This is a genomic window from Microcystis sp. M_QC_C_20170808_M3Col (assembly GCF_007095505.1).
GTDB lineage: Bacteria > Cyanobacteriota > Cyanobacteriia > Cyanobacteriales > Microcystaceae > Microcystis.
The window spans coordinates 1-26,762 of record NZ_SFBY01000161.1; the positions used below are offsets into that span (position 1 = coordinate 1).

Consider the following 26,762-nt stretch of genomic DNA (forward strand, 5'->3'; position numbering starts at 1 on the left):
CTTGTCTTTCATACCATGCTTGTGTTCTGAGATGGAGAGCTTTATTGTAAACCAATCTTACACAGCCCAAAGTGCGCCGCAATAGCGACTCTTGTTCTGGTGTGGGGTAAAATCGAAACGAATAGGCTTTTTCCATATCTTAACATTCTGGCATATATTTCGTAAATGTGCTAATATTTAACGGTAAAGCCAACCTAGAACGACGGGGTTTCAGACCCAAATTTTCGATGAGTAAGTATTTGATACTAGATATTCTGTTCAGATCATACCGGAATCAGTGGCCAAAATTATTTATCAGTAATCAGTAAACAGTGAAAAGACAGCACTGTTAATGCTATTTCATCCTCCTCACTTAATACCCCTGACTAAAAACCCAGATCTGATAACTGGTAACTGGTAACTGATCACTGAGTGCTGATTACTGACAGGCTGCGGTGGATGTGGAGAAATTTAGTTATTTCCTCCACTGCTAGAGGGCCACTGATGCGATTGCCTTGCATTCTCTCGCAACCTAATTCTTGCAGGATTTCTAATTGTTGTTGGGTTTCTACTCCCTTGGCGATCACTATTAAGTTAAAACTTTTCGCTATCGCCAACAATGACGAGATAAAACGGGTATCTTGGGGATTATTACTCAGGTTTTTCGTTAAAGATTGCTCTATTTTCAGTTTTTTCACGGGAAATTGACCGAGATAGGCGATCGACGCGTAACCGCTGCCAAAATCATCAAGGGTGATACTAATACCCAATTCCTGCAAATCCCCAAGAATTCGACCGGTTTCGCGGCTATTTTCTAGTAAACTTGTCTCGGTTATTTCCATCTCCAGAAAGAAAGGCCCGATTTTGCTTTCAGTCAAGACTTCTTTGAGGATGGTGAGCAACTGCGGATCCCGCAATTGGTGCGGGGACAGATTGATCGAGATGGGAGTGTATAATAATCCTCGCTGCTGCCATATTTGTGCTTGTTGACAGGCATTTTTCAGCACCCAACGATTAAGCTCAAGGATTAACTCGCTTTCTTCGACTAAGGGTAAGAAACGATTAGGAGCGATTAATCCGAATTGAGGGTGTAACCAGCGCAATAATACCTCTAACCCTTCCACTTGTCCCTGAGTCATATTAACTTGCGGTTGATAGTAAAGAGCTAATTCATTATTTCTGATTGCCTGATAGAGAAAATATTCAACTTTAGAACTACGAGTATTTTTAGGGCGAACATTAACTGACTCTATCCTGGAGTTATTATTGATATTATTCTTGACCGCTACTAAATTCTCCTCCAGTTTCTGTAAAATTATTTTTCTGTCTGTGCCGACGGGGGGACAGATAACTGAACCTAAATTTAATCGCACGGCTAGGGAGTGATTTTCGATTTCGTAATTATTTTCTAGGGTTTTAATAATTCTTTGACTAACTTTTTCCAGATCATTGGCATTATTAATTTGTGGCAGCAGGATAATAAATTCGTCCCCTCCCCAACGAGCGACTATATCCCCCGATCTCAAATTTTTTCTTAACCGTTCACTGACGATTTTTAATAGCTTATCTCCCAGTCGATAACCTAGTCGATTGTTGATATTTCTTAGCCGCTCTACATCCACTAATAACAGACCGAGCAGTTGATTACTTTTCTGGGCATTATTAATAGCATTTGACAGATATTCATTAAAGAGAGAACGGTTAGGCAAATTCGTGAGAGGATCTAGGAAAGATTCCTCTTGAGTCCTGTTATCAAAACTAAGGGTCTGGGATGGGGAATTATGGAGAATTAGGGTACTTTTTGTGTGGAGGTTATTCTGGCTATAATTTGCTTCATTTTCCGTTAGATGCACTCGTAGCTGTCCTGAACTTTTAACCGGTGCTTGCTCTATTTTTTCTTGACTGGCTATTAAATGAAAACTGGCATTTATATCACAGCCAAAGTTAATTAAATCACCATCTTTTAATTCATGAACCAAGCATTTAGACCCATTGACATAAATACCATTATGACTTTTATTTCCCTCTAAATCACCATCAAGAATCCAATAGGAAAATTTTTGGCGATCAATACTCTTTTTAATTAAAGTCGCATGATAGCGAGACGCGTGTTTGGAGCGAAGAACAATTTGATTATCGGACTTACGGCCGAGAGAATATTTCATGTCTTCTAGGGTAATTGTTCTTCTCCCTTGAGGATCTTCCACAATGAGGAGATAACGGGAATTGGATGAACCATTAATCATTTTTTAAGCACCTCGACAAAATATAAGTTAATATGCTCTCTCAAAAAGTCAAGGCTTATTCGTCTTTGACTTAATTTATTTTCTCAATAAAGTGTTAGGTGTGATTCGGAACAGTTACTTAACGGCAATTGAGTCACATCTTCTGGTTTCAAGGACTGAGTCAACCAAAATCCTTGCACTTCTTCAAATTCTGTTCTAGGCCGATTATAGTCGATAACATGGCTAAATGCTCGGTTTTTGATGGTAAAGATTGGATAAAGGTTCGCTCTTCAAACTGTCGAGGGGATATTTATAAATATAACTTAAGAAGGAATAGCCAGCATCAAAATTATCTAAAACTAACTGTACCCCTAATCCCTTGGCTTAAAGCTGACCCCGCTTCCACGCAGTTTTAACGAGTAATTCAGATAGTCAACAGCTTACCGACAATCAGCAATTATCAGTCATCCTTAAACTGGTACAAATGTATAAACAACCCCGTGTAAGCATCCCACTTGCAAAGCTAATGCTTTCCAGCGTTTGGGGGAGACAGTTCCTCCACGGACATCTGAGAGCAAATCGGTTTTTAGTGGTACGATTAACTGCCAATCAAACTTTAAAAACCCGCTCCCTTCTCCCCACTTCCCACTTCCCACTCCCCAACGGAGGGTTTGGGGGGTAGAATCCCCCAAGAGTCAAAGATTAAGTGATAAAATCGGAAATAACAGCCAATTCTAGCAGAGAGTTTCCCTTTAAAAATCCCAACCTAGTAAATTGACAAAAATGAGATGCAACCGACAGGAGTTCTCCCTATGGATAGCAACCGATTAATCGAAGAATTAAAAAATCCCGACTTTTATCCTCATTCTGTAAAAATTCCCGTTGAAATTATCCAAACCCATGCTTCAATTATCTTCTTGACAGGAGATTATGCCTATAAAGTCAAGAAACCAGTTAATTATAATTTTTTAGATTTCTCCACTTTAGAAAAGAGAAAGTATTATCTAGAACAGGAACTAGAGTTAAATAAAAGAGTCGCGGCGAATATCTATCTGGAAGTTTTGTCAATTAATGAGGAACGGGGTAGCATAAGTTTAAATGGAGAAGGGAAAGCGATCGAATACATTTTAAAAATGAATCAGTTTCCCCAAGAATGTTTACTGAGTAAGGTTTTTGAACGGGGAGAACTAACGGAAAAAGCTATAAAATCTTTGGCTGAAAAAGTGGCAGGATTTCATCGACAAGCTCTGACTAATTCCTATATTACCCAATTTGGCAATTTAGAAGTTATTAAACAAGCTTTTGATGAAAACTACCAACAAACCGAGAAATATATTAATTTTGTCCAAACCCAAAAACAATACGATGAAACGAAAGCTTATACAGATAAATTCTTCGCAGAACACGGAGATTGGTTAGAAGAAAGACAAATAAAAGGGATGATTCGCGAATGTCACGGAGACTTACATTTAAATAATATCTGTCAGTGGCAGGGAGAAATACAATTATTTGATCGCATAGAATTTAATGAATCTTTTCGCTTCGTTGATGTCATGTATGATCTTGCTTTTACAGCCATGGATTTAACCGCTAGGGGGAGAGAAGATTTCGCTAATTTATTTGTGAATACTTATTTAGAACAAACCGCCGACTGGGAGGGTTTAAAAGTCTTGCCTCTCTACCTGACTAGACAAGCATATGTGAGGGCAAAAGTCAATAGTTTTTTGCTTGATGGTGACAGTTTTTCCGAGAAAATTAAAGCCAATGCACAGGATTATTATCAATTAGCTTGGCAGTACACACAACCGCAGAAACCGAGATTAATTCTGATGTCGGGATTTTCTGGCTCGGGTAAGAGTACCATAGCGAAAGTAATTGCTAAAAATCTTAATGCTATTCAGATTCGTTCCGATGCAGTTCGCAAACATTTGGCTGGAATTGACTTAAATCAAACAGGAATTCTCGACATATATAGTCTGGAAATGAGTCAAAAAACCTTCGCTAGACTGGCAGAATTAGCCGAAATCTTAATAGCTTTAGGTTATCCGGTTATTCTTGATGCACGCTACGATAAATATGCTTGGCGAGAACCTTTATTAACCTATGCCCAAAATTTACAGATTCCTTTTCATATTGTCCATTGTCACGCACCTATAGAAGTTTTAAAACAACGGATTGCCGCTAGAAAAGGTGATATTTCTGACGCTACTATCGAGGTTTTAAATGCCCAAATTGAGAAAACAGAACCTTTTAATGAAAAAGAACAACCCTATCTAATTTCCCTAGACACTACTAATCCCGATTGGCCAGAATTTTTAGAGAGTCAATTAGATAAATAGGTTGAGATGAATCACCGATATAGCCATTCTTATAATTAAGTTATCTTGTATAAAGCAGCAAGAAGGAGAAGCGATTATGGAAACTGTAGTGTTAAATCTAGAGACAGTTAATTTGACTGATGAACAATTTTATCATCTCTGTCAGGCTAATCAAACATGGAATTTAGAACGTAATCAAAAAGGAGAATTATTAATTATGGCTCCCGTGGGTGGAAATAGTGGTAAACAGGAAGCTAATTTGATTGTTAAAGTTGGGGTATGGAACGAACAAACTCAACTTGGTGAGGTATTTAGTTCTTCGACAATTTTTCGTTTACCAAATGGAGGAGATCGTTCTCCTGATGTTGCTTGGATAAAACGGGAGAGATGGGAAGCTTTGAGCGCAGAAGAGCGAGAAAAGTTCCCACCTTTGTGTCCCGATTTTGTGATTGAATTACGTTCTCGTACCGATTCTTTAACCTCTTTACAGGACAAGATGCGTGAATATTTAGCCAGTGGTTTACGTTTGGGTTGGTTGATTAATCCGCAACAGCAGCAGGTGGAAATCTACCGACTAAATAGCGATGTGGAAATTATTAATTTACCTGCTATTTTATCCGGAGAAGATGTGTTAACCGGGTTTGTTTTGAATTTAACATAGGAAGGATTACAGGGAATAACAAAGGGAATGACACCGAATCAGGCTATCTCTATTTTGTCAAAACATTTCCAGAAAAGCGATCGATTGTCAGCTTGGCGGTGTATAATCTCTCAATATCGCCCAAAAAAAAGAATCAGGATTTCAGGAACAGATTCTCTGGCTACTGCTTCAAAGAAAGAAGAAACTCTCAGTCACAACATTGATATTTGTCAATAATGTCACCTAAAATTTTCAATCATCACTTTACTCCCCTCAAATCCCTCTCTTTGGGGTTATTTCTCCTGCAAGCTTTCACTCCCCTCACCCTAGCAGCCCCCCCGCGAGAACTGGATCAAACCGTCGGCTGTGATATTCTGGTGGTGGGTGGTGGTTTAGCCGGTGCCGGTGCGGCCTACGAAGCTTTATTATTAGGAAAAACCGTCTGTTTAACCGAGATTACCGACTGGGTGGGGGGACAGATATCTTCTCAGGGAACCTCCGCATTAGATGAAAGACGAACACAAAGAGAAAAATTATTTTTCCCGAAAGGTTATCTAGAATTTAGGGAAAGAATTAGAAAGCATTACGGGAAACGCAACCCCGGAGAATGTTGGGTAAGCGGGTCTTGTTTTTTGCCTTTTGATGGACATAAATTATTATTTCAACAGTTAGAAGACGCTGCCAAAAAAGGCAAAGGAACCCTGAAATGGTTTCCCTCCACGGTAGTCAAAGAATTAAATATTGAAACTTTACCCAATCGCGGTACTGGTCAACAGATTACCGGTGTAATTGCTATTCAACATAGTCCCGCAAAAGGTACTCCTCCCCTAAATACCGAGTTTTTATCGCAAAAAATGGAGGATATCTATCGCTACGAAAATTCTCCCCGTTTTGATAAGAAAATCCTCCGTTTTGTCCCCAAATCCTCCCAACCGAATCAATTAGCAGATTGGTATGTGATTGAAGCGACCGAAACCGGGGAAATAATCGGATTATCAGATATTCCCTACCGTTTAGGTGTCGATAAGCGCAGTTATCTCGAACCTTCTTCCTCTAGCGTCACTGGAGACCCCTACTGTACCCAAGGCTTTACCTATACCTTCGCCATGGAGGAAACAGAAAAACCACAAACCCACGAGAAACCCGTTTATTATGAACGCTATGCCCCCTATTTTAGCTATGAATTGCCCCGATTAGCCGATTTTGACCTCGTTTTCACCTATCGTCGTATTTGGAGTCCGCAACTGGGTAAAGAGAAAACCTTTGGGGGAATTACTTTCACTGAACCCGTCCCGGGGGATATTTCCATGCAGAATTGGACCTGGGGAAATGATTATCGTCCGGGGACTGCTAAGGATAACTTTATCTACACCCGTGAACAGTTGCAACAGTTAGGACAGTTATCTCCGGGGGGATGGATGGGAGGATTACGCACAGAAACCCTCGCGAGGGGCGAAGAACACGCCATTTCCTACTATTATTGGTTAGTAGAAGGAACCACCGATTCCCAGTTAGGGGACGGGGTAAAAGTTCCCCATTTGAATAACCGTTATCTCTCCGGTTTTGATTCTCCCATGGGTACTGCCCACGGTTTGTCAAAATATCCCTATATTCGGGAAGCAAGACGGATTATCGGTCGTCCTTCCCTGACTTACCCCGATGGTTTTACCGTCACAGAAATCGATATTTCCCGACAAAATTTTCAAAGCGATTTCTATCGTCAAAATCTTTCTCCAGCAGAATATCGGCGCTTAATTGCCACCTTGGCAGGATTAGAGGGATTTTCCGTACTTGATGGCACATTATCCCCCGATAAGGCCGTTAAACGCAAGCGATCGACTATTTACCCCGATTCCGTCGGTATCGGTCACTATGCGATTGATTTTCATCCCTGCATGACGGAACATCCCCCCGAAAAACCTGGTAATACAGAAAAAGCAGGAGAAAGACGGGGACAAGGGCAAGCTTACCCCTTCGAGATCCCTTTAAGGGCTATAATTCCCCAAAAAATCGATAATTTACTGATAGCGGGGAAAAGTATCGCTCTCAGTCATATTGCCGCGGCCGCCTATCGTGTCCATTCCTTCGAGTGGTCCTCTGGGGTAGCTGCTGGCATCACGGCCGTGTATGCTTTAGATAATAATGTACTGCCCTATCAATTAGTAGAAAGTGACTTTCTCATTGGGAATAAACAACTGCGAGAATTACGACAAAAAATCGCTGCTAGTGGTAATCCAACTGTGTTCCCCGATGCCTCAATTTTCCGGTCGATGGATGATTGGTATTAATTAACAAAAATTGCAGGAGTCAGGAGTCTTTAAGCAGTCAGCAGTCAGCAACTCGGACTGTGATAATAACTAGAAAACGGTTACGACTGTTTTGGGTTGAGAATACTATTAATAATCAGAGCGTTTTTGGGAAGATAAGGAGGATCAATCATTTCACGATGAATACCAGTGGCATAATGATTGATTCTTTCTCCTTTTGTTGCTTGTATCCAATCATCTTGAGCTTCATAGTTTCCCTCAGCACGAATCAAATGAATAGTCCCTTGAATTTGTACATTTTTTAAGTCAGAATTCCAAAGAAAATTAAAGTATTCCCACACTTGATTATAAGTGCGATTGCGGAGTTTTTGATTCTCTAAAAAGTAACCTCTTAATTGCTGACGTTTGGGATTTAATAAGAAAGCATCAACCCCTTCTTGAATCTCTGACATATCAGCTTTTTTAGCCTCACGTCCTCCTCTGTAAGTATCCAGTAAAATGACATCAGAAACAACTCTCCCTCGACTTTCTAATTGTTGAGCCATTAACATCGCTAAAAATCCGCCAGCGGAATGTCCCATTAATTTTATATCTTGATTCTGAGCCAAATCCTCAATTAATTCAGCGTATTTTTTTAACATTAATTCATCGCTAATATACCGGAAAGTATAGAGAGCATAATCCGTTATATACTCTGCTAAATTGGCATAAGCAGCAGCGAAACCAAGAGCGGGAGGAAATAAAAAGACGGCTTTTTTTTGCTCCTTATTAAACACCACATAAGGACGTTCTTTCGGCTGAATATTCATCTCCTGAGCATAGATAATATAATCGCTTAATTCGGCTACTGTTGGCTTTTCATAAATCATTGATAAAGGAATTTCTATGGCCATTTTCTCATAAATTAAAGCCATAAGATTCATAGCTTGTAAGGAATGACCACCCAACTCAAAGAAGTTATCATTAACCCCTATCTTGCCAGCTTGTAGAAGTTGTTGCCAAAGGCTTACTAAGATAGTTTCCGTTGAATTGCGGGGGGCTAAATAGGGTGATTCAACTAGAGAAGTCTCATCCGGTATAGGCAATTTATGAACGTCTATTTTTCCGTTAGGATTTAAGGGAAAATCCGACAACAGGACAAAAGCAGAAGGGATCATATAAACGGGTAATTTCTGTTGTAAGAAACGGTGCAGCTCCTGAGAAGTTATTAAAGTATCTTTTCTCATTACATAAGCAACTAACCGTTGATTATATAAGGTGTCTTCCCGCATAATCACAACAGCTTGTTCGACGTTGGGATGAGTTTCTAAAACTGTCTGAATTTCTCCTAATTCAATACGGAAACCTCTCAGCTTGACTTGATTATCAATTCGCCCTAAATATTCAATATTGCCATCGGGGAGATAGCGAGCTAAATCCCCCGTTTTATATAATTTCCCCTGAGCAAAAGGATGAGGAATAAATTTTTCAGCCGTTAATTCAGGTTGGTTGAGGTATCCACGCGCTAAACCCATTCCACCAATATGTAATTCTCCAGCAACACCAATAGGAACCGGTTGAAGATAGCTGTCGAGGATATAAACTTGAACATTAGCAAGGGGACATCCAATAGAAATTTGGGAATTTGGCTGACAGCACCAGCCAGTGGTATAAACGGCTGCTTCTGTCGGTCCATAAAAGTTATATAATTCACAGTTTAACTGCTGAAAAAATCGTTGATTGAGTTCATAAGATAAGGCTTCTCCCCCGACAATTACTCGTTTTAAACAGTGGCAATCTTTGCTCTTGGGATGTTGCAGAAAAACTCGCAATATTGAGGGAACACAAGTGAAATAAGTTACTTGTTCTTGCACAATTAAATCTATTAAATAATCTATATCTTTATACCCGTCAGGTTTAGCCACGACTAGGGTAGCACCAGATGTTAAAGATGAGAAAACTTCCCAAACTGAAACATCAAAACTAAAGGGAGTAATTTGGAGAATGCGCTCTTCAGAGGTAAGATTATAATAATCAATAGTGTATTTCAGCGTATTAGAAATTCCTTGATGAATATTCATCACACCTTTAGGTTTTCCTGTTGAACCAGAAGTGTATATAACATAAGCTAAATTTTCTGGTTTAACTGGAGAGGTCAAATTCTCTTGACTATAATTAGCTATCCTTGACCAATCTGTATCTAAACACAGTATTTCGGGGCAATTTTCTGGTAGAGATTGGACTAAAGATTGCTGAGTTAACAACAGAGAGATAGCTGAATCAGATATCATATAATCCAAGCGCTCAGGGGGATAATTAGGATCCAAAGGAACATAAGCTCCCCCGGCTTTAATAATTCCCAATATTCCGATAATCATCTCAAAAGAACGCTCAATAAAAATCCCCACTAAAACTTCTGAGGTTACGCCTTTTTCTTGTAAATAGTGGGCGACTTTATTAGCCCTATTATTTAACTCTTGATAGGTCAAGGTTTTCCCTTCAAAAATAACAGCTATTGCATCAGGATTGTGCTTTACTTGTTCCTCAAATAGCTGATGGAGACATTGATCTTGAGGATAGGCCACTTCGGTTTGATTCCACTCTATTAGTAATTGATGCCGTTCTTCAGGGGTTAATAAATTAATCTCAGATAATTGACAATCTGGATTCTGAATTACACTTTCAATAATTTGTAAAAAGTGACCGCTCATTCTGGCGATAGTTTCAGGCAAAAATAAATCTGGCTCATATTCAATAGCTAATATAAGATTATGACTATCTTCAAAGAAGCTCCAAGTCATATCAAATTGAGCCATGCGTGGTTTTAGGGGATAGGGTTGATGTTCCAAACCTGGAATTTTTAAGACAGTTTTGCTTTCTTTACCCAGTAGAGAAAACATGACATCAAATAAGGGATTTCGGGACAGATCTCGTTCTAAATTGAGAGCAGATACTAATTTATCAAAAGGATAATCACGATATTCATAAGCATCAAGACAGGTGTTAGTTACTTCCCCTAAGACTTGCTTAAAAGTTACTCCCTCTGGTAATAAAGATCTCAAAGCCAAGGTGTTAACATAAAACCCGATCTGGTTTTCTAAATCAGGATGATTTCGTGCTGAAATAGGGATACCAACTACTAAATCCCGTTGACCGGTGTGGCGGTAGAGTAATATTTTAAAGAAAGTCAGTAGGGTAATAAATAGAGTCGTATTATTTTGAGTTGCAAAGGTTTGTAATTGTTGGCTAAGACTCTCACTAAATTGATAAGTGTAGGAAGCCGCTTGAGAAGATTTTACTTGAGGTCGAGGGAAGTCTATCGGTAAGTTTAAGATAGGGGGATGTTCGGAAAAAACCTCACACCAATACTCATGTTGTTCTCTAACTTCTTCACTTTCTAACCACTGATTTTGCCATGCCGCATAGTCTTTATACTGTAGGGTAAGAGGGGGTAATTCAGCTTTTTTTTGTTGAGTATAAGCAGAGTATAATGAAAAGAACTCTTGAAAGATAATATCAAGTGATTGTGCATCTCCAATAATATGATGGACAGTCAAACCAAAGATAAATTCTTCTGACTTAATCTGCACCAATAAGACCCGAATAAGGGGCAACTTTTCTAAACTAAAAGGTAAATTTGCCGAATCTTGAATCAAATCATCTGCTAAAAGTTCAGCCTCTTTTTCTCCTCTTAAATCTTTAAAAATGATTAACTGTTCTGTGGGGATTTGCTCATGAATAACTTGCTTAATATTGCCCCCAACACTGGTAAAAGTGGTTCTGAGAATTTCATGACGGTTCACCAGTTCTTGAAAAGCTGCTGTTAATATAGAAACATCTAATTTGCCATTAATTCTCATGGCAAGCCTAATATTATAAGCACTAGAAGATTCGCTGATATGCTGCAAAATCCAAAGCCTTCTTTGACCGTGAGAGACTTCGTAATATTTTTGTTTTTCCAGTGGGTTAATTGAGTCAGATTGTGGTAAGTTGATCATCGTTTTTGTCGGGATTGAATTAATACAGCTTGTTCTTTTAAAGTATTATGGGTAAAAATTTCCCGTAATCGGAGGGAAACACCAAATTGATTACGGATTTGTGACACTAAGCGCATCGCCTTTAGACTGTTTCCTCCTAGTTCAAAAAATGACTGATTACTGTTACTCACTTCTGCTTCTAATAACTCACCCCAAAGGGAAGCTAATAAAGCTTCTTGTGGATTAAAATCTGGGACTTGGTTAGTTGAGTCAGTAATATTTTCTTCGGGTTTTGGCAAAGCTAGACGATGAATTTTTCCATTGGGTAACAAGGGAAAAGCTTCTAACCGCATTAAAAAGCTAGGCTGCATATAAATCGGTAAGAGTTGCTTTAATTTACCTCGAATATATTCCTGATGAACTGTATCCTCTGCTTGATAATAAGCAATTACGGTTACTAATTCCTCCTTTTTATTAGCTATAACTAAGGCTTTTTCTACTCCCTCAATCGCACTGAGGACATCTTCAATCTCTCCTAATTCAATCCGTACCCCATTTAATTTAATTTGGTTGTCACTGCGTCCTATTACTTCTAAAGTTAGATCAGGAAGCAGTCTGCCTAAGTCTCCAGTACGATAAACTATATCCCTCCCCCCATTCAAAGGATTAGGCACAAAAACTGAATGAGTTAAGCTTTCATCTTGATAATAACCTTTTGTTAAATAGGGGGATTTAACGAACACTTCTCCTACTTCTCCTATTGCCCTGGCGCGATTTCCATCAACCACTGCATAAGCGGCATCTGGCAAAGTTTGACCACCCGGAACCCGTTCATAGGGAATATTATTAGGGTTAGGAATTCGATAAAAATGCTTAACAAATGTAGTTTCACTCGCTCCATAAATATTGACAAATTCTGTCTGAGAGCCAAAAATTTGATGCCATTCAGCCAGTTCTTTCACAAATAAAGGCTCTCCTCCTAAGACAAAAATTCGCAAATTTTTCAGGAGATTATGAGCATTAATTAAACCACGCCCCATCTTTAAAAATAGACGCATTACCGAGGGGACAGTGTGTAGTAAGTTAATTTTCCATTCTCCTATTCGCAGTAATAAAAGCTCTAAGTCTTCTCGCTCTGTACTCTCTGGAATATACAGAGTTCCCCCTGAGCATAAAGTCACACAGGTTTCCCTCAAATAAGCATCAAAATTAATTTGAGCAATTTGTAAACAGCGCCAACTTTCATTAATGCCAAATTCCCGTTTTTCCCAATCAATGAAATGACGTAAGCTGCCGTGACTGCCTAAAATTGCTTTAGGTTCACCGGTTGAGCCAGAAGTAAACATAATATAATTAGAATCATCAGCATCCGGCATAGCTAGAACGGGTTGCAGTTTGCTTAATTGGCAAGGAAACTCTTGATAATCCATGCCATTCCACTGATGATATTGCTGAATTTTATGAGCCTTAACCACTAAGATATGAGGCGGTTTTTCTAATGCGGATAGTTGGGGTTTAATCCCCTCTAAATTCTCCGCCGCAACTAAGATAATTTCGGGGCTAGTTTTAATCATCATGCGTTGCCGACGCTCCTCTGGTTCATCTAAACGTAGAGGTAAATAGATTCCTCCGGCTTTAAATACTGCCAGCATGGCGATTAACTGACGATAATCTCCTTCTAGGAGAACACCACAAACCTTGTCTTTTTCCACGCCTAATTCTTTTAAGGCATAAGCCCAAAAGTTAGTTAGTTCATGTAATTCTTGATAGCTAAATTTACCCCCTGGATAAATAATCGATGTTTTCTCCGGTTTGGCTTCAACTTGGTCAATAAAATCATGGATAATGGTACGGGTTTCTAAGCGAGGAATAGGATTGATAAAATTGGCGATGAAAGCGGTTTCTGCTGCCGATAACAAAGAAATGTCTTTGACGGGTTGGGCAGGGTTAGATAGCATTTCATTCAAGAGTTTATCGAAGTGAATGAGACATTTTTTCATCCTCTCCTCTTGGAATAAGTCGGTGTTATAAATTAGCTCTAATCTGAGTTTTTCCTGAGCTTCACTAAACACAAAAGATAGATCAAACTTACTGGTCGGGGTCAGGGAATCTAGAGATTTTATTTGTATATTTTCTAAGCCTACAGGTTGATCAAAATTTTGCAGAAGGACTAATATATCAAACAAGGGAGTGCGGTTAATTTCTCTAGAAACAGCTAATTTTTCTACTAAAATATCAAAGGGATAATCGGAATGTTCTAAGGCTTCGGTAACGGTTTGACGAACCTTTGCGAGTAGATTTTTGTAGCCTTTTTCGGGTTCAATTTGGTCACGAATAACTAAGGTATTGAGAAATAAACCGATTAGAGATTGCAGTTGAGGATGGTTTCTAGTGGCGATTTCTGTACCAATAGTAATATCATGTTGACCACTGTAGCGATACAGTAATATTTTGACAGCCGCTACCAATGCCATGAATAGGGTTATTTCGTTTTCTTGACAAATTTTTCTTAATTTAGAAATCGTTTCTCGGTCAAATGTCCAGCTTAAATGAGAACCCTTAAACGTCTTTATTTGGGGACGTTTAAAGTCTGTCGGTAAGTGAACTCTGGTCAGTTGTCCATTGTCCAGTTTTTGCCGCCAGTAATCTAGGTTTTTTGAATTATTTTCGCTCCTTAAAAGATTATTTTGCCACCCTGCATAATCTTTATATTGTATCGGCAATGGCTCTATATTAGGCTGTAATCCTTTGGCTAAATCAGAGTAGTATTCTAAGCATTCTTTAGCTAACAAACTCATTGACCAACCATCACAGATAATATGATGAATTTCTAACTCCAAAATATATTCATTCGGAGACAGTTTATAAACCTTAGAGCGCACCAGGGGACTTTTTTCTAAGTCAAACGCTTTTCTCTCTTTTGCAATCGTTTCTAAGATTTCTTCATCAGGTTTATTTGTCCAGTCTTTAAATTCCCAATCAAAAGGACGATTTTGCAGGATTTTCTGTTGTGGTTCACCGTTAATTAAAATGAAAGATGTCCGCAGGGATTCATGACGGGAAATCAATAATTGTATGGCTTTTTCAAAGACATCTGGGCTAAAATTTCCTGCTATTTTGAGGGTGGAAACAATATGATAAGCTACATTATTGAGATCCATCTGTTGCAAGACATAGAAACGTCTCTGAGCATGGGATGTTTCGTAGGTTTCTTGTGCAGATACAAGGGGAATAGTGGCTACCGTCAGAGGGGTAACAGTGCTTAATAATTCTGCTTGTTCAGCAATGGTAGGATGAGCAAATACTTGTTTAATGGGCAAAGATTGCCCTAACTTTTCTTGAATTTTACTCACTAGAGAAATAGCTTTTAAGCTATGTCCTCCTAACTCAAAGAAGTTGTCATTAACCCCTATTTGTGATAGCTGAAGAACATCTTGCCAAATCTGAGCTAAGAGGCTTTCTTTTTCATTTCTTGGGGCTAGATAAGCAGATTCAATAATTGATGTCTCATCGGGGACAGGTAATTTTTTCCTGTCTATCTTGCCATTGTTATTTAAGGGAAAATCTGACAACATGACAAAGGCAGAAGGAACCATATAAGCGGGGAGTTGCTGCTGCAAGAAACGGCGCAATTCTCCGATACCTAATGAGGGGAATTTCCTGACTATATAAGCGACTAAGCGTTGATTTTCTGACGTATCTTCTCGCAAAATAACTACGGCTTTTTCCACTTGAGAATGGGTCTCTAAAACTGCTTCTATTTCCCCTAATTCAATCCGTAATCCCCTCAGCTTAACCTGATTATCAATGCGCCCTAAAAATTCAATATTGCCCTCTGGAAGATAGCGAACTAAATCCCCCGTTTTATATAATATACCCGAATTAAAAGGGTTAGAAATAAATTTTTCTTTAGTTAATTCCAGACGATTGAGATAACCCCGCGCTAACCCCACACTGCTAATATGTAACTCTCCAGGAACCCCAATCGGAAGCGGTTGTAAATTCTGATCTAAAATATAAATTTTTGTGTTAGAAATTGGCTTGCCAATAGACGGGGATGAGGAGTTTCCTTCCTCAAAATCGGGAACTATTCCTGAAGTGGTTACTACTGTATTCTCTGTAGGACCATAATTATTAATAAGCTTAAAAGGCCTTGATACTGAAGGATAATGATGGAGTTTATCCCCACCCGTTAAGATAATTCTGAGGGCTATATTTTCATCCCATTCTAAAGATAAAATCTTCTCAACTAGGGGAGTTGGTAAAAAGCTGACGGTGATTTCTTGGGCAATTAACCAATCTCGCAAGTCCGGGGGAGATTGCATGATTTCAGGTTTAACTAAGACAAGACTCGCACCGGCTGTTAAACAGGGCCATAACTCCCAAACCGCAGCATCAAAAGCGCTTCTTGCTAGTTGAGTAGTTTTGTCTAAAGGCGTAATTTCAAAAGCGTCTTGATGCCAACAAATTAAATTCATTAACCCCCGATGGCTAATTAATACTCCTTTGGGTTTTCCCGTTGAACCTGATGTATAAATAACATAGGCTAAATTCTCAGGAGTCGTTAGATTGAAGGGATTTTCTGGGCTATAGGTAGCTATCTTTTCCCAATCCCTATCTAAACACAGTAATTCGACACCAGTTTGGGGAAGAAAATCCCCTAAAGATTCCTGAGTTAACACCAAAGAAACACCCGAATCTGAGAGGATATCCCCCAAGCGCTCGGTAGGATAATCTGGCTCTAAAGGTACATAAGCTCCCCCAGCTTTTAATATCCCTAATAAACCGATGACCATCTCTAGGGAACGCTCCATAAAAATACCGACCAAACTTTCTGGATTTACACCCTTATCTCGTAAACAGTGAGCTAACTGATTTCCCCGGTTATTTAACTGTTGATAGGTCAATTTTTGGTCTTCAAAAATAACCGCTATTCCCTCGGGATTCTGGGCAACTTGTTCCTCAAATAATTGATGTAAAGACTTATCTAAAGGATAATCAGCCTCAGTATTGTTCCACTCTACTAATAACTGATGTTGCTCTTCTGTTGTCAATATAGGTAATTGTGTTACTCGTTGCAGAGGTTCAGTAACAATTCCTGTTAAAATAGTCTGTAAATGTCCTGCCATCCGTTCAATCGTATCCTGAGTAAAACGGCCAGTATCATAGATTAACTGAATCAGTAACTCCTGTTTAGGAATAGCAACCACCGTCAAAGGATAATTAGTTTCCTCAAAATTCTCCACATCCTTAACCCTTAAGGATTGACGAGAATCTCTCGATAACGCTTCTCTGGGATAATTCTCAAAAACGACCAAACTCTCAAACAGGGGAACCCCCGGTGGAATATCACTCAATCTCTGTATTTCAGCCAGAGAAACATAAGCATAATCCTGAATTTCTGCTTGCTTTTGCTGTAATTCCTGTAACCAAGATAACAATAAATCTGATTCTCTGATGGAGACTCGCAGCGGCAATGTATTAATAAATAATCCTACCCTATGTTCTACCCCTGATAAATCATGGGGGCGACCAGAAACCGTAACCCCAAATAAAACTTCTGACTCCCCACTATAGCGACTGAGAAGAATCGCCCAAGCGGCCTGTACTAGAGTAGATAAGGTCAGATTATGCTTTTGCGCCAAAGATTGCAGGTCTTTCGAGTGAGAAGCCGATAAATGACAGTTATACTCTTTATAAGTCGGCTTACCTTCAGATTTCATTAACTGGAGTCTGTCCACCCTCAGGGGGGTGGGAGTCATAAACCCTTCAAGAGTTCGCTGCCAAAAACTCTCAGCAACAGATGGGTTTTGCTGCTGTAACCAAACAATATAATCTTGATAAGGACGCGGCAAAGGAAGATGATAACTTTTCCCTTGAATACCTGCCTCATAAAACCCTAAAACTTCTTGATAAATAATAGGCATACTCCAACCATCCAGAATAATATGATGATGATTGCAGAGGAATTTATAAGTTTGGTCTGATAGTTGAATCATCAAGCAGCGCATTAAAGGAGCAACTTTGAGTTCAAACCCTTGTTGACGCTCTGTTTGTAACAATAAATCTAAACGTTGTTGTTGTTCTCTGGGGGAAAGATTGCGCCAATCTTGATAATCCCAAGGCAAATCAACCTTTTTTCGCACAATTTGCAGAGGTTTTTCCCGTTTTTCCCAAAGAAATAGAGTCCTTAATACCGAGTGACGCTCGACAACTTTTTCCCACGCTTGCCTAAAAACTGTAAGGTTAATTTCTCCCTCCAGAGTAATTAGAGTTTGACTACAATAAATCCCTGAATCAGGAGTATAGAGACTATGAAAGAGCATCCCTTCCTGCATGGGGGAAAGAGGATAAATAGACTCCACATTTTTGGCGGGTTGATTTTTTGTGTCTGCCATGAAAGATTCTCCTTATTAGTCAATTTCTGCCAGAATATCGTCTAATTCCTGTTGATTCAATTGCGCTACTGGAAAATCTGAGGGAGTGTAACCCCCAGCATCAGGAGATAAACAATGCTCAATCAATTTCAGCAAAGCTTCTTTATAGCCGCGCCCTAAATATTCTACCGTCGAACGTTCATAGATGAGAGCGCTATAAGTCCAGTTTACTTGTAACTGTCCCTCTATAACTCTGGCCGTAATCTCTAATAAATGACTACGATGTCCCTTAAGACTGTGATTAGGCCCCTTAGACTCATCCGCTAATTTCCAATCCCCTTTTTGCAATCGTCCTTGCTCAAATTGACCTAAATAATTAAACAAAACTTCTCTGGCAGGAATTTCAGCTAATTTAGACTTAATATCAGCATCATCACTCAAATATCGCAAAATTCCATAGTCAATTCCCCTGTGAGGAATAGCTCGTAACTGTTCCTTAATAGATTTGAGTCGCTCACCGGGGTGATTTTCGGGGGGGAGTCGCAAAACAACCGGAAAAAGACTGGTAAACCAACCTACCGTCCTCGATAGGTCAACCTCACCGAACAAATCTTCTCGTCCGTGTCCTTCTAAATCAAGGGATATGGTCAAATTTTCTGTCCATTGTGTCAAAGTTTCTGCTAAAGCGGTTAACAAAACCTCGTTAATTTGAGTGTTATAGGCAGCGGGAACCTTTTGCAAGAGGGTGCGGGTTTGTTCTTCATCTAGAGTCACCGTGACATCATTTGCCATCGCTACTGTATTGTCTTCTTTTCCACTCTCGTTATCTACAGGTAAATTTCTCGCTTCTAACCAAGGTTGAGTTAACCAATAGTCTAATAGCGCTTTCGCTTTTTCCCCTTGTCCATAATCCCTCAAGAGAAGCGCCCAATCCTGAAAAGCTATGGTTTTTGGAGGAAGTTCTACATTCTCCCCCCTTTCCAACTGTTGATAGGTCATCAATAAATCTTCTAGCAAAATTCGCCAAGATACACCATCAACTCCCAAGTGATGAATAATAATCAGTAACCGACTAGGTTGATAGGGGGCCAATTCAAATAGTACGGCCTTGATTAATAGTCCACTAGAGAGATTTAAACTTGCTTGTTGAACTGTTGCCATTGCTAAGAGAGTTTCCCCTTGCTGAGATTGAGGAATAGAAGACAAATCAATCACCTCAAAAGGTACTTCATCCGACATTCCTTCATTGACTTGTTGCCATTGTCCTTCCTCCACAGTAAACTGTAACCGCAAAGCGTCATGATGTTCAATTAATTTTCTCAGAGATTGAGCTAACAAATCAGCTTTCAGGTGATGGGGAACTTCTAAGAGGACAGACTGATTAAAGTGGTGCATTTCAGCGCGATTTTGCTCAAAAAACCACAGTTGAATGGGAGTGAGAGGCACAATACCCGTCACTAAACCCTGTTTAGCTAATTCGGCTGTGGAATAATCGGCAACTGTAGCCAGTTCAGCAAGAGTAGGATATTCAAATATCTGTTTAGGAGTAATCTTCAACCCGGCTTGACGAGCGCGAGCGACAACCTGAATACTGAGAATAGAATCGCCCCCAACTTCAAAAAAGCGGTCATAACGACTCACTTGTTTAATGCTGAGAACATCTTGCCAAATACTAGCCAAAATCTTTTCTTTCTGAGTATGAGGGGGAACAAAATCCTGCTCAGATGTGCAAGGTATCTCAGGGATGGGTAATCTTGAACGGTCAATTTTTCCATTAGGAGTCAGAGGGAGAGCTTCTAAGGACACAAAAAGAGCCGGAATCATATACTCTGGCAACTTCTGTCCCAAGAAACGACGCAAATCCTCAGTATTTATCGGGCCATTTTCTCCTACTAGATAAGCGACTAACCTCTTATTCCGATAGGAGTCCTCCCAAACCTTCACCACCGTTTGCTTAACTTGGGGATAAGTCCCTAGAGTTGCCTCAATTTCTCCTAATTCAATGCGGAAACCCCGCAATTTTACCTGATTATCACCCCGCCCCAAAAAATCAATATTTCCCTCGGGTAAATATCGGGCTAAATCTCCTGTTTTATAGAGTTTTGCATTGGGTTCATTGCTAAACGGATTGGAGATAAATTTCTCGGCGGTTAATTCAGGTTGATTAAGATAACATCGAGCTAACCCTTCACCCCCGATATATAAATCACCAATAGTTCCTAGAGGAACCGGTTGCTTAAAAGAGTCCAGAATATAAACTTCAGTATTGGCAATAGGCCGGCCGATACTCGGTTGTCCATGGTGTCCTTTAGGCACTAAGCTAAAAGTGGAATAAGTGGTATCTTCTGAAGGACCATAGAGATTATAAACTTTCTTAATGTTTTCCTGCTGGTAAAGCTTCTGGACTAATTGATTAGACAAAGCTTCTCCTGCGAGGTTTACCGTTCGCACAGTCTCAGGTATCGCCTCAATTTCCAGGAGTTGGGCGATCGCTGTAGGTACGGTATTAATTAATGTTACCTCTTTGGCTGCACTTAAACTAGGCAAATCTAGAACATTCTGGGCCAGAATAATCTTACCCCCCACAGTCAAGGGCAAAAATAGTTCAAATACTGACAAATCAAAACAAATAGACGTAGAACCCAAAACCCCCGCTAATTCCTCACTGCTAAAGACTTCCTTGGACCAATTCAGTAAGGTTGTGGTGCTTTGATGCTCAATGACAACCCCTTTCGGTTTCCCCGTTGAACCGGAGGTATAAATCACATAAGCGGTATTACTGGAACTTACGGGTAAAGAGAGGTTTTCGGGACTTTCTAGGGCTATATTTCTTGGTTCTGCCTCTAATATCACCAGATTCCCTGGATAATTCCCTAATTTCTCGACTAATTTTTCTTGTGTTAGCAACAAGGAAACTTGGGCATCCCCTAAAATGACATTGAGGCGTTCAGTTGGATAAGCTGCATCTAAAGGTACATAAGCTCCCCCTGCTTTGAGAATGGCTAATAACCCTATAACCATCTCAGTTGTCCGTTCTAGGCAAATTCCCACCAAAGACTCCTGTTTCACCCCTTTTTTGCCTAAATAATGCCCTAATTGATTCGCTTTTTCGTTTAATTGACGGTAGGTTAATTGTTCATTTTCTGCAATAATAGCGATCGCATCAGGACTGCGCTTAACTTGCTCCTCAAACAATTGATGAATACAGTCATCTGGATAGTGAACCTCAGTATCATTCCATTCTTTCAATAATTGATGTTGTTCTTGCTCAGAAAGTAAACAACAAGTCTCATAACGTTCTAACCCTTCCGTTGCCATAGCGATGAGAGTTTTCTCGTAGTATCCTCCGATTAACTCCATCTGCTTTTCCCCTAGATAATTCCCATCATATTTAAGGGTAAGTTCTACTTCAGATGAAAGGGGATGAAGACTAAAATTAGCTAACAATGTAAAATTAGTTTGATTAAAAAACTTCCCTCCCAAGACCTCTAAATCTTGCACCCCGATGATACCTTGATAAACATGAAAATGAATAAAATTAAAAGCCGTATCAAACAAAGGTTGACCCGCAAAAGTTTTTTGTAACTCAGCCAGGGGATATCTTCGCCAAGATAAGCATTCTCTTTCAACATCAAAAGCTTGCTTAACTAAATCGCTCCAAGAACCTCCAGATAACTCTAAACGTAGGGGCAAAGTATTCAAAAATAAACCTAATATCTTTTCCCCATCGGCTACTTCTAACCGTCCATTAGAGACTAAACCTGTAACAATATCCCTCTGATTATTCAGTAAACTTAATACCCGAAAATGAGCCGCCAATAAAACACTTTTTAGGGGGACTCCAACTTGTTTACCGAGTTGTTTTAATCCCTGAGATACCTGACTAGATATGGGAACTAACCAATCCCAATCTTGATTAACTTGATTAGATTTCGACCACTGAGGAAGTTTGGTCAGCGTGACATCTCTGAGTTTTTCTTGCCAATAATTCTGGCATTCTGTCGATTGAATAGTTTTCTTTTCTAAGGCGACAAAATCCCTAAAACTGATATCTGGAGGGGGAGAAAGAGGTAAAACTTTTTTGTCGAGAAGATAGAGATACTGTTGTAACAATTCTGTGAGCAATGAGGCGACACTCCAACCATCTAAAATAGAGTGATTAAAACTGAAAGTTAGGTTAAAGTTATCCTGATTGCGGCGATGGAGATGAAAGCGAAATAAAGGAGGACTATTCCAGTCAAAAGTGCGGATTTTTTCCCGCTCAATCCAATCATCAATAGCCGTGTCTTGTTCAGAAGGAGATAAATGGGTTAGGTCATCTAATCCTAAAGGAACATCGATTTGTCGATGAACTAATTGTAGGGGTTCCTGATATTCAAAGAGTGCGAAACTGGTTCGTAATACCGGATGCCGCTGGACAATCTCCTTAATAGCACTATGTAAAGCGGGAAAATTAAAAGTAGCACGAATATGATAGGTAAACACATCATGGTACACCGACAGATTCCCCTGATATTCACTATGAAATATCATCCCCAATTGTAGAGCAGTTAGAGGATAAGCATCCTCCACTTCCTCCGGTAAATCCCAGCGAACTTCTTGAGGAATTAAACTAAAAACTTCCGTTTTTTCAGTCCCCAAAGTATCAATTTCATAGCTAACGCAATTGGCCAATTCTTGAATGGTTTGATGTTGCAATAATTGGGGTAAGGAAAAATGAAAACCCATTTGTCGCGCCTTAGCGATCACTTGTATTGCCCGAATCGAATCCCCCCCAAGTTCAAAAAAATTATCGTGAATACCAACCTCTTCGATGCCCAAAACTTCAGCCCAAATCAGTGCTAAAATTTCCTCAAGAGGGGTACAAGGTGCTACAAAATTCTCCGAATTCCTTAAACTGTTATAGCTTGGAGAGGGTAGGGCGCGACGGTCAATTTTTCCATTATTTGTCAGAGGAATAGAATCCAATTGCACAAAGGCATGGGGTATCATGTATTCTGGGAGTTGCTTTTGCAGATAACTCCGCAGTTGGGGAATCAGTTTACTGTTTAACTTAGACCTTAAAGGGTGATTTGCATAAAGTTGCCATTCAGGTTTTGCGGTGTGGGTGGGGGTAAAAGCGATGTAATTTCTACGGGAATTTTCTAGCGGAGCAAAAATCACATCGTAACAGTCCGGAGTATCAGACCAAGTTACCCAAACCGAAAGGGATAAATCCGCAGCTAAAGCCGAAAAATCTTCAGTTTCTACGGCATTTTCCGGTATAATGTCCGATTTAATCGCTTTAAATTCCTCGATTGTCCCAAAGTCTTGAGAATTGTTCAACAATTCCACACTTTTTAAAGGTCCAAACAAGCGCAAATTAGGGACACCTATCACCCTTAACCCCTCAGATGTCCCCAGTTGATTTCTCACCTCAGATAAAGTCAGCTGCTGTTCAGTCCAGTTTAATTCTGGAAGGTCGGTGCTAAAATCCACAATTGTTCCAATCCGCAGAACAACATTGTAACGAAATTGAGTCAATTCGTTGTGGTATCGACCTCTCTCTAGATGAATCTCGACTTCAGTAATCTGAGGAAAATAGGACTGAATTGCTCTAAAAAAATCAGGGTCAATGAATAACTCATTTTCTTGCTCAATTTTCCTCTGTACAAGCTGTTTAAAATCCCTAATCGAATCTTCAGGGTTAGCCTTATAAAGTTCTACATCAGCGTGAAAAGCTGCCATGAGTTGCAAGTTTCGCACATCTCCAAGGAAAATACACCCCCCCGGAGTTAGTACCTTGATAGCTCCCTCTAAAACCCGCAATAAGTAATCTATATGGGGGAAATACTGCACAACCGAGTTAAGGATAATTGTATCGAATCCTTCTGACTCCAAACCCTCAAAATTATCGGCAGTACGGGTAAATAACCTTATTTGCTCCAGCTTTGGCCCTTCTTGATTAATTCGCTGAATATGGTCTAAGGCTACTGATGAAATATCTGTTCCCCAATAATGCTGACAATGGGGAGCAACTTGGAATAATATTAACCCGGTTCCACAACCTATTTCCAGAACTTTTTTAGGTTGTTGAGCGAGAATAACCTTCACCTTATCATCTAGCCATTCTCGCATCTGAGCAGCCTGGATAGGTTCCCCCGTGTAACTACTATTCCAGCCAACAATATTAAATATACCCTCAGAATCTGCCGATGTTTGGCTGTAAATTTGGTTATAGAGGCTTTGCCATTGCTCGATTTGCTCATCGAATAATTGCCCTTTTTCTGAAGTCGCCAAGAGTTCCCCCTCTTGAGACTGACCCACAACATAAGCAATTAGTGTTTTACTGCCGGTTTCTGTCTCCGATGCAATGACTACCGCTTGCTCAACTGCTGGATGTTCACTGAGTATAGTTTCAATTTCCCCAAGCTCAATCCGGAAACCTCGAATCTTAACTTGATGGTCAATACGCCCCAAAAACTCAATATTTCCATCCGGTAAATACCGGGCTAAATCCCCCGTTTTATATAATTTTGCCCTAATTTCTCCCCCTATTGCTCCTGCGACCTTAGCAAAAGGATTAGGGATAAATTTCTGGTCTGTTAATTCGGGACGATTGAGATATCCACGAGCTAAACCTATACCACCAATATGTAATTCTCCCACAATCCCTATAGGAACTGGTTGTAAGTGCGGATTAAGAATATAAATCTGAGTATTGGCAATTGGTTGACCAATACTCACTATCGCTTTTTCACTCCCCGGTAAACAGGGCCAGTAAGTCACATCAATCGCCGCCTCAGTCGGCCCGTAGAGGTTGTGAAGTTCACAGTTAAAATGCTCAAAAAAGCGTTGTGTTAGGTCTAATGGCAGAGCTTCCCCACTACATAAAACCCGCTTGAGAGAACTACATTCTTTTAGCTCTGTTTCTTGCAGAAACACTCGCAGCATCGAGGGGACAAAATGAAGGGTAGTAATTTGCTGCTCTTGGATCAATTGTATTAAATAGATACTATCTTTATGACCTTCTGGTTTAGCTACCACTAGGGTTGCACCGGCTAATAATGGCCAGAAGAATTCCCACACTGAAACATCAAAACTAAAAGGGGTTTTTTGTAAAATGCGATCGCTGTTAGTTAACTGATAAGTATCCTGCATCCACAACAAACGATTCCTGATACCCTGATGAGTATTCATCGCACCTTTAGGCTTACCTGTAGATCCCGAAGTATAAATAACATAGGCTAAATTTTCCCCCGCTACGCCACTGTCACAATTGTTCTGACTTTCTTGAGAAATTGCTGGCCAATCTGTATCTAAAGCAACAACAATCCCCCGGTATTCCCCCAACAATCCCCGCAGCAATTCCGCAGTAATGATCACTTTTACCCCAGTATCTTCTAATAGATAACTTAGGCGTTCTTGAGGATAATTAGGATCTAAGGGGACGTAAGCTCCTCCGGCTTTCAAAACAGCCAATAAACCTACTACCATTTCTAAGGAACGCTCCAGACAAATTCCGACTAATTCCTCTGGTTTTACTCCTAATTTTTGTAGGTAATGACACAGTTGATTGGCTTTTTCATTTAATTCTTGATAAGTTAATTCGTGATTTTCAAAAATGACCGCCACTCTCTCAGGGTAAAGTTTGGCTTGCTCTTCAAATAGCTGATGAATCCATTGCTTTTGAGGATATTGAATGGCCGTATCATTCCAATCTATCAGCAATTGTTCTCGTTCTTTTGCCGTTAATATATCAATTTCTGACAAATCTATATCGGGATTAATCGTCACTGTTTCTAAGATTTTCCGGTAATGTCCTAGCATTCTCTCGACAAAATCTCTGGGAAAGTTATCTTTAATAAAAGTGACAGAAACACCACTATCATCCGCTGCTATGGCAAAAACTAATTGAAATTTATTTAACGAAGAAATGTCCCCACACAGGCCTTCTTTGATCACAGCAACGTCAAAAATATTCTCTAGTTCTCCTCCTCTTGCTGCCAAGGTTTTGACCAAACTATCCAGAGCATAGTTTTGATGGCGATATCCTTCTTGTAAATCTTTACGAATGATTCTTAGTAAATCTTTAAATGAACTAAAATTATGTTGATTGAATCGGCAAAATATCAGGCTATCTAATTTTTCTGTATTCAAAGCTCCTGTAGCCGTAGCAAACTCGACTTGAGCAGTATATTTAAACATTAAAACCTGGACAACAGCCAGATGAAATGCTAAATTATTAACAGAATTATTTGCCGTTAAACTGTTGATTTTTTTCTGTAAATCTGTAGAGATAACTTCAATAACGCTATCTTGCTCCCCGGTTTTATTCTGACTTACATTACCAAATAGAGTAGTTACTGGATCTATTTCTTGAAGTTGCCGAATTTGGTAATCTATTGAAACCAGATGTGCTTCCATTGCTGTTCTAACTTTGTCCCTAAATAGTAGTTGATGGCGGTATTCAGAGTCATGGGGTACAATGCTTACCCGTTCCCTGTTCCCTTAAAGCGATAATTCCCGTCTCTGACGAGTGGAATTATTGCTATATGGACTACAGGAAACCCGACTACGGCTAAGGTCGAGGTTTCTGTCGCTTCTTCAAAATTGTTCTGAGCTTCGACATCATAGCATATTAAACCGACATTCCGCACATCTTCATATACTTTTATATATCTTTACATTCCCCAAGATGTTTTGACGAAAAATCTTCATTGTAGAAACTACTGTTGTCAGCAATAAATTAGTAAAAATTATTAATTGAATATTAAGAAGTGCGGAAAGTGTGACATTTAAAGATATAGTGGCGCGAGACCAGCAGAGCAGAGCTTAGGATGCCACACCCCACACCAGGTTATTGGAGATGTCTGTTGACAATTACTACCTCGATCAGGTATGATTGGCTGTCTGGTCGTAATAGCTGAAGAAGTGACAACGAGGTGGAAATTTAAGTGAGGTGGGGGGAAAATTTCCTCACTGTAAGCCATCAAATTAATCGACTTACCTGGTAAAAAC

The 26,762-nt window shown here is 39.7% G+C and carries 8 protein-coding genes; 3 read left to right on the top strand and 5 right to left on the bottom strand.

The window, feature by feature from the left end:
• The coding region (locus EWV84_RS07490; RefSeq protein WP_287077519.1) for a helix-turn-helix domain-containing protein at positions 1-136 on the bottom strand (136 nt) is incomplete at its 3' end.
• A 268-nt stretch (positions 137-404) separates the two neighbouring features.
• The gene (locus EWV84_RS07495) at positions 405-2,225 is read right to left on the bottom strand and encodes an EAL domain-containing protein (RefSeq protein ID WP_287077504.1); all 1,821 of its coding nucleotides are present in this window, start codon (positions 2,223-2,225) and stop codon (positions 405-407) included.
• Between the two features lie 791 nt (positions 2,226-3,016).
• On the opposite strand from EWV84_RS07495, the gene EWV84_RS07500 reads away from it, so the two are divergent.
• The 3 genes from EWV84_RS07500 to EWV84_RS07510 all read left to right on the top strand — a co-directional run bounded on the left by EWV84_RS07500 (position 3,017) and on the right by EWV84_RS07510 (position 7,450).
• Positions 3,017-4,543 carry a bifunctional aminoglycoside phosphotransferase/ATP-binding protein gene (locus EWV84_RS07500; protein WP_287077505.1) on the top strand — a complete coding sequence of 509 codons (1,527 nt, stop codon included), beginning with the start codon at positions 3,017-3,019 and terminating at the stop codon, positions 4,541-4,543.
• A gap of 76 nt (positions 4,544-4,619) precedes the next feature.
• Positions 4,620-5,183, top strand: coding sequence for a Uma2 family endonuclease (locus EWV84_RS07505; RefSeq protein ID WP_287077506.1), 564 nt, complete (start codon positions 4,620-4,622; stop codon positions 5,181-5,183).
• Between the two features lie 215 nt (positions 5,184-5,398).
• Entirely contained in the window at positions 5,399-7,450 is a 2,052-nt protein-coding gene (locus EWV84_RS07510) for an FAD-dependent oxidoreductase (RefSeq protein ID WP_287077507.1), read from the top strand.
• 80 nt (positions 7,451-7,530) lie between these two features.
• On the opposite strand, the gene EWV84_RS07515 is transcribed toward EWV84_RS07510, so the two are convergent.
• From EWV84_RS07515 to EWV84_RS07525, 3 genes are read right to left on the bottom strand one after another with little or no spacing between them, the layout of a single operon-like run.
• On the bottom strand, positions 7,531-11,406 hold the full coding sequence (locus EWV84_RS07515) for a non-ribosomal peptide synthetase (protein ID WP_287077508.1): 3,876 nt from the start codon (positions 11,404-11,406) through the stop codon (positions 7,531-7,533).
• The gene (locus EWV84_RS07520) at positions 11,403-17,783 is read right to left on the bottom strand and encodes a non-ribosomal peptide synthetase (RefSeq protein ID WP_287077509.1); all 6,381 of its coding nucleotides are present in this window, start codon (positions 17,781-17,783) and stop codon (positions 11,403-11,405) included. Before EWV84_RS07520 ends, EWV84_RS07515 begins: the two co-directional genes overlap by 4 nt.
• A 15-nt stretch (positions 17,784-17,798) precedes the next feature.
• Positions 17,799-26,168: a non-ribosomal peptide synthetase gene (locus EWV84_RS07525; protein ID WP_287077510.1), complete on the bottom strand. Its 8,370-nt coding sequence runs from the start codon at positions 26,166-26,168 to the stop codon at positions 17,799-17,801.
• Between the last annotated feature and the right edge of the window lie 594 nt (positions 26,169-26,762).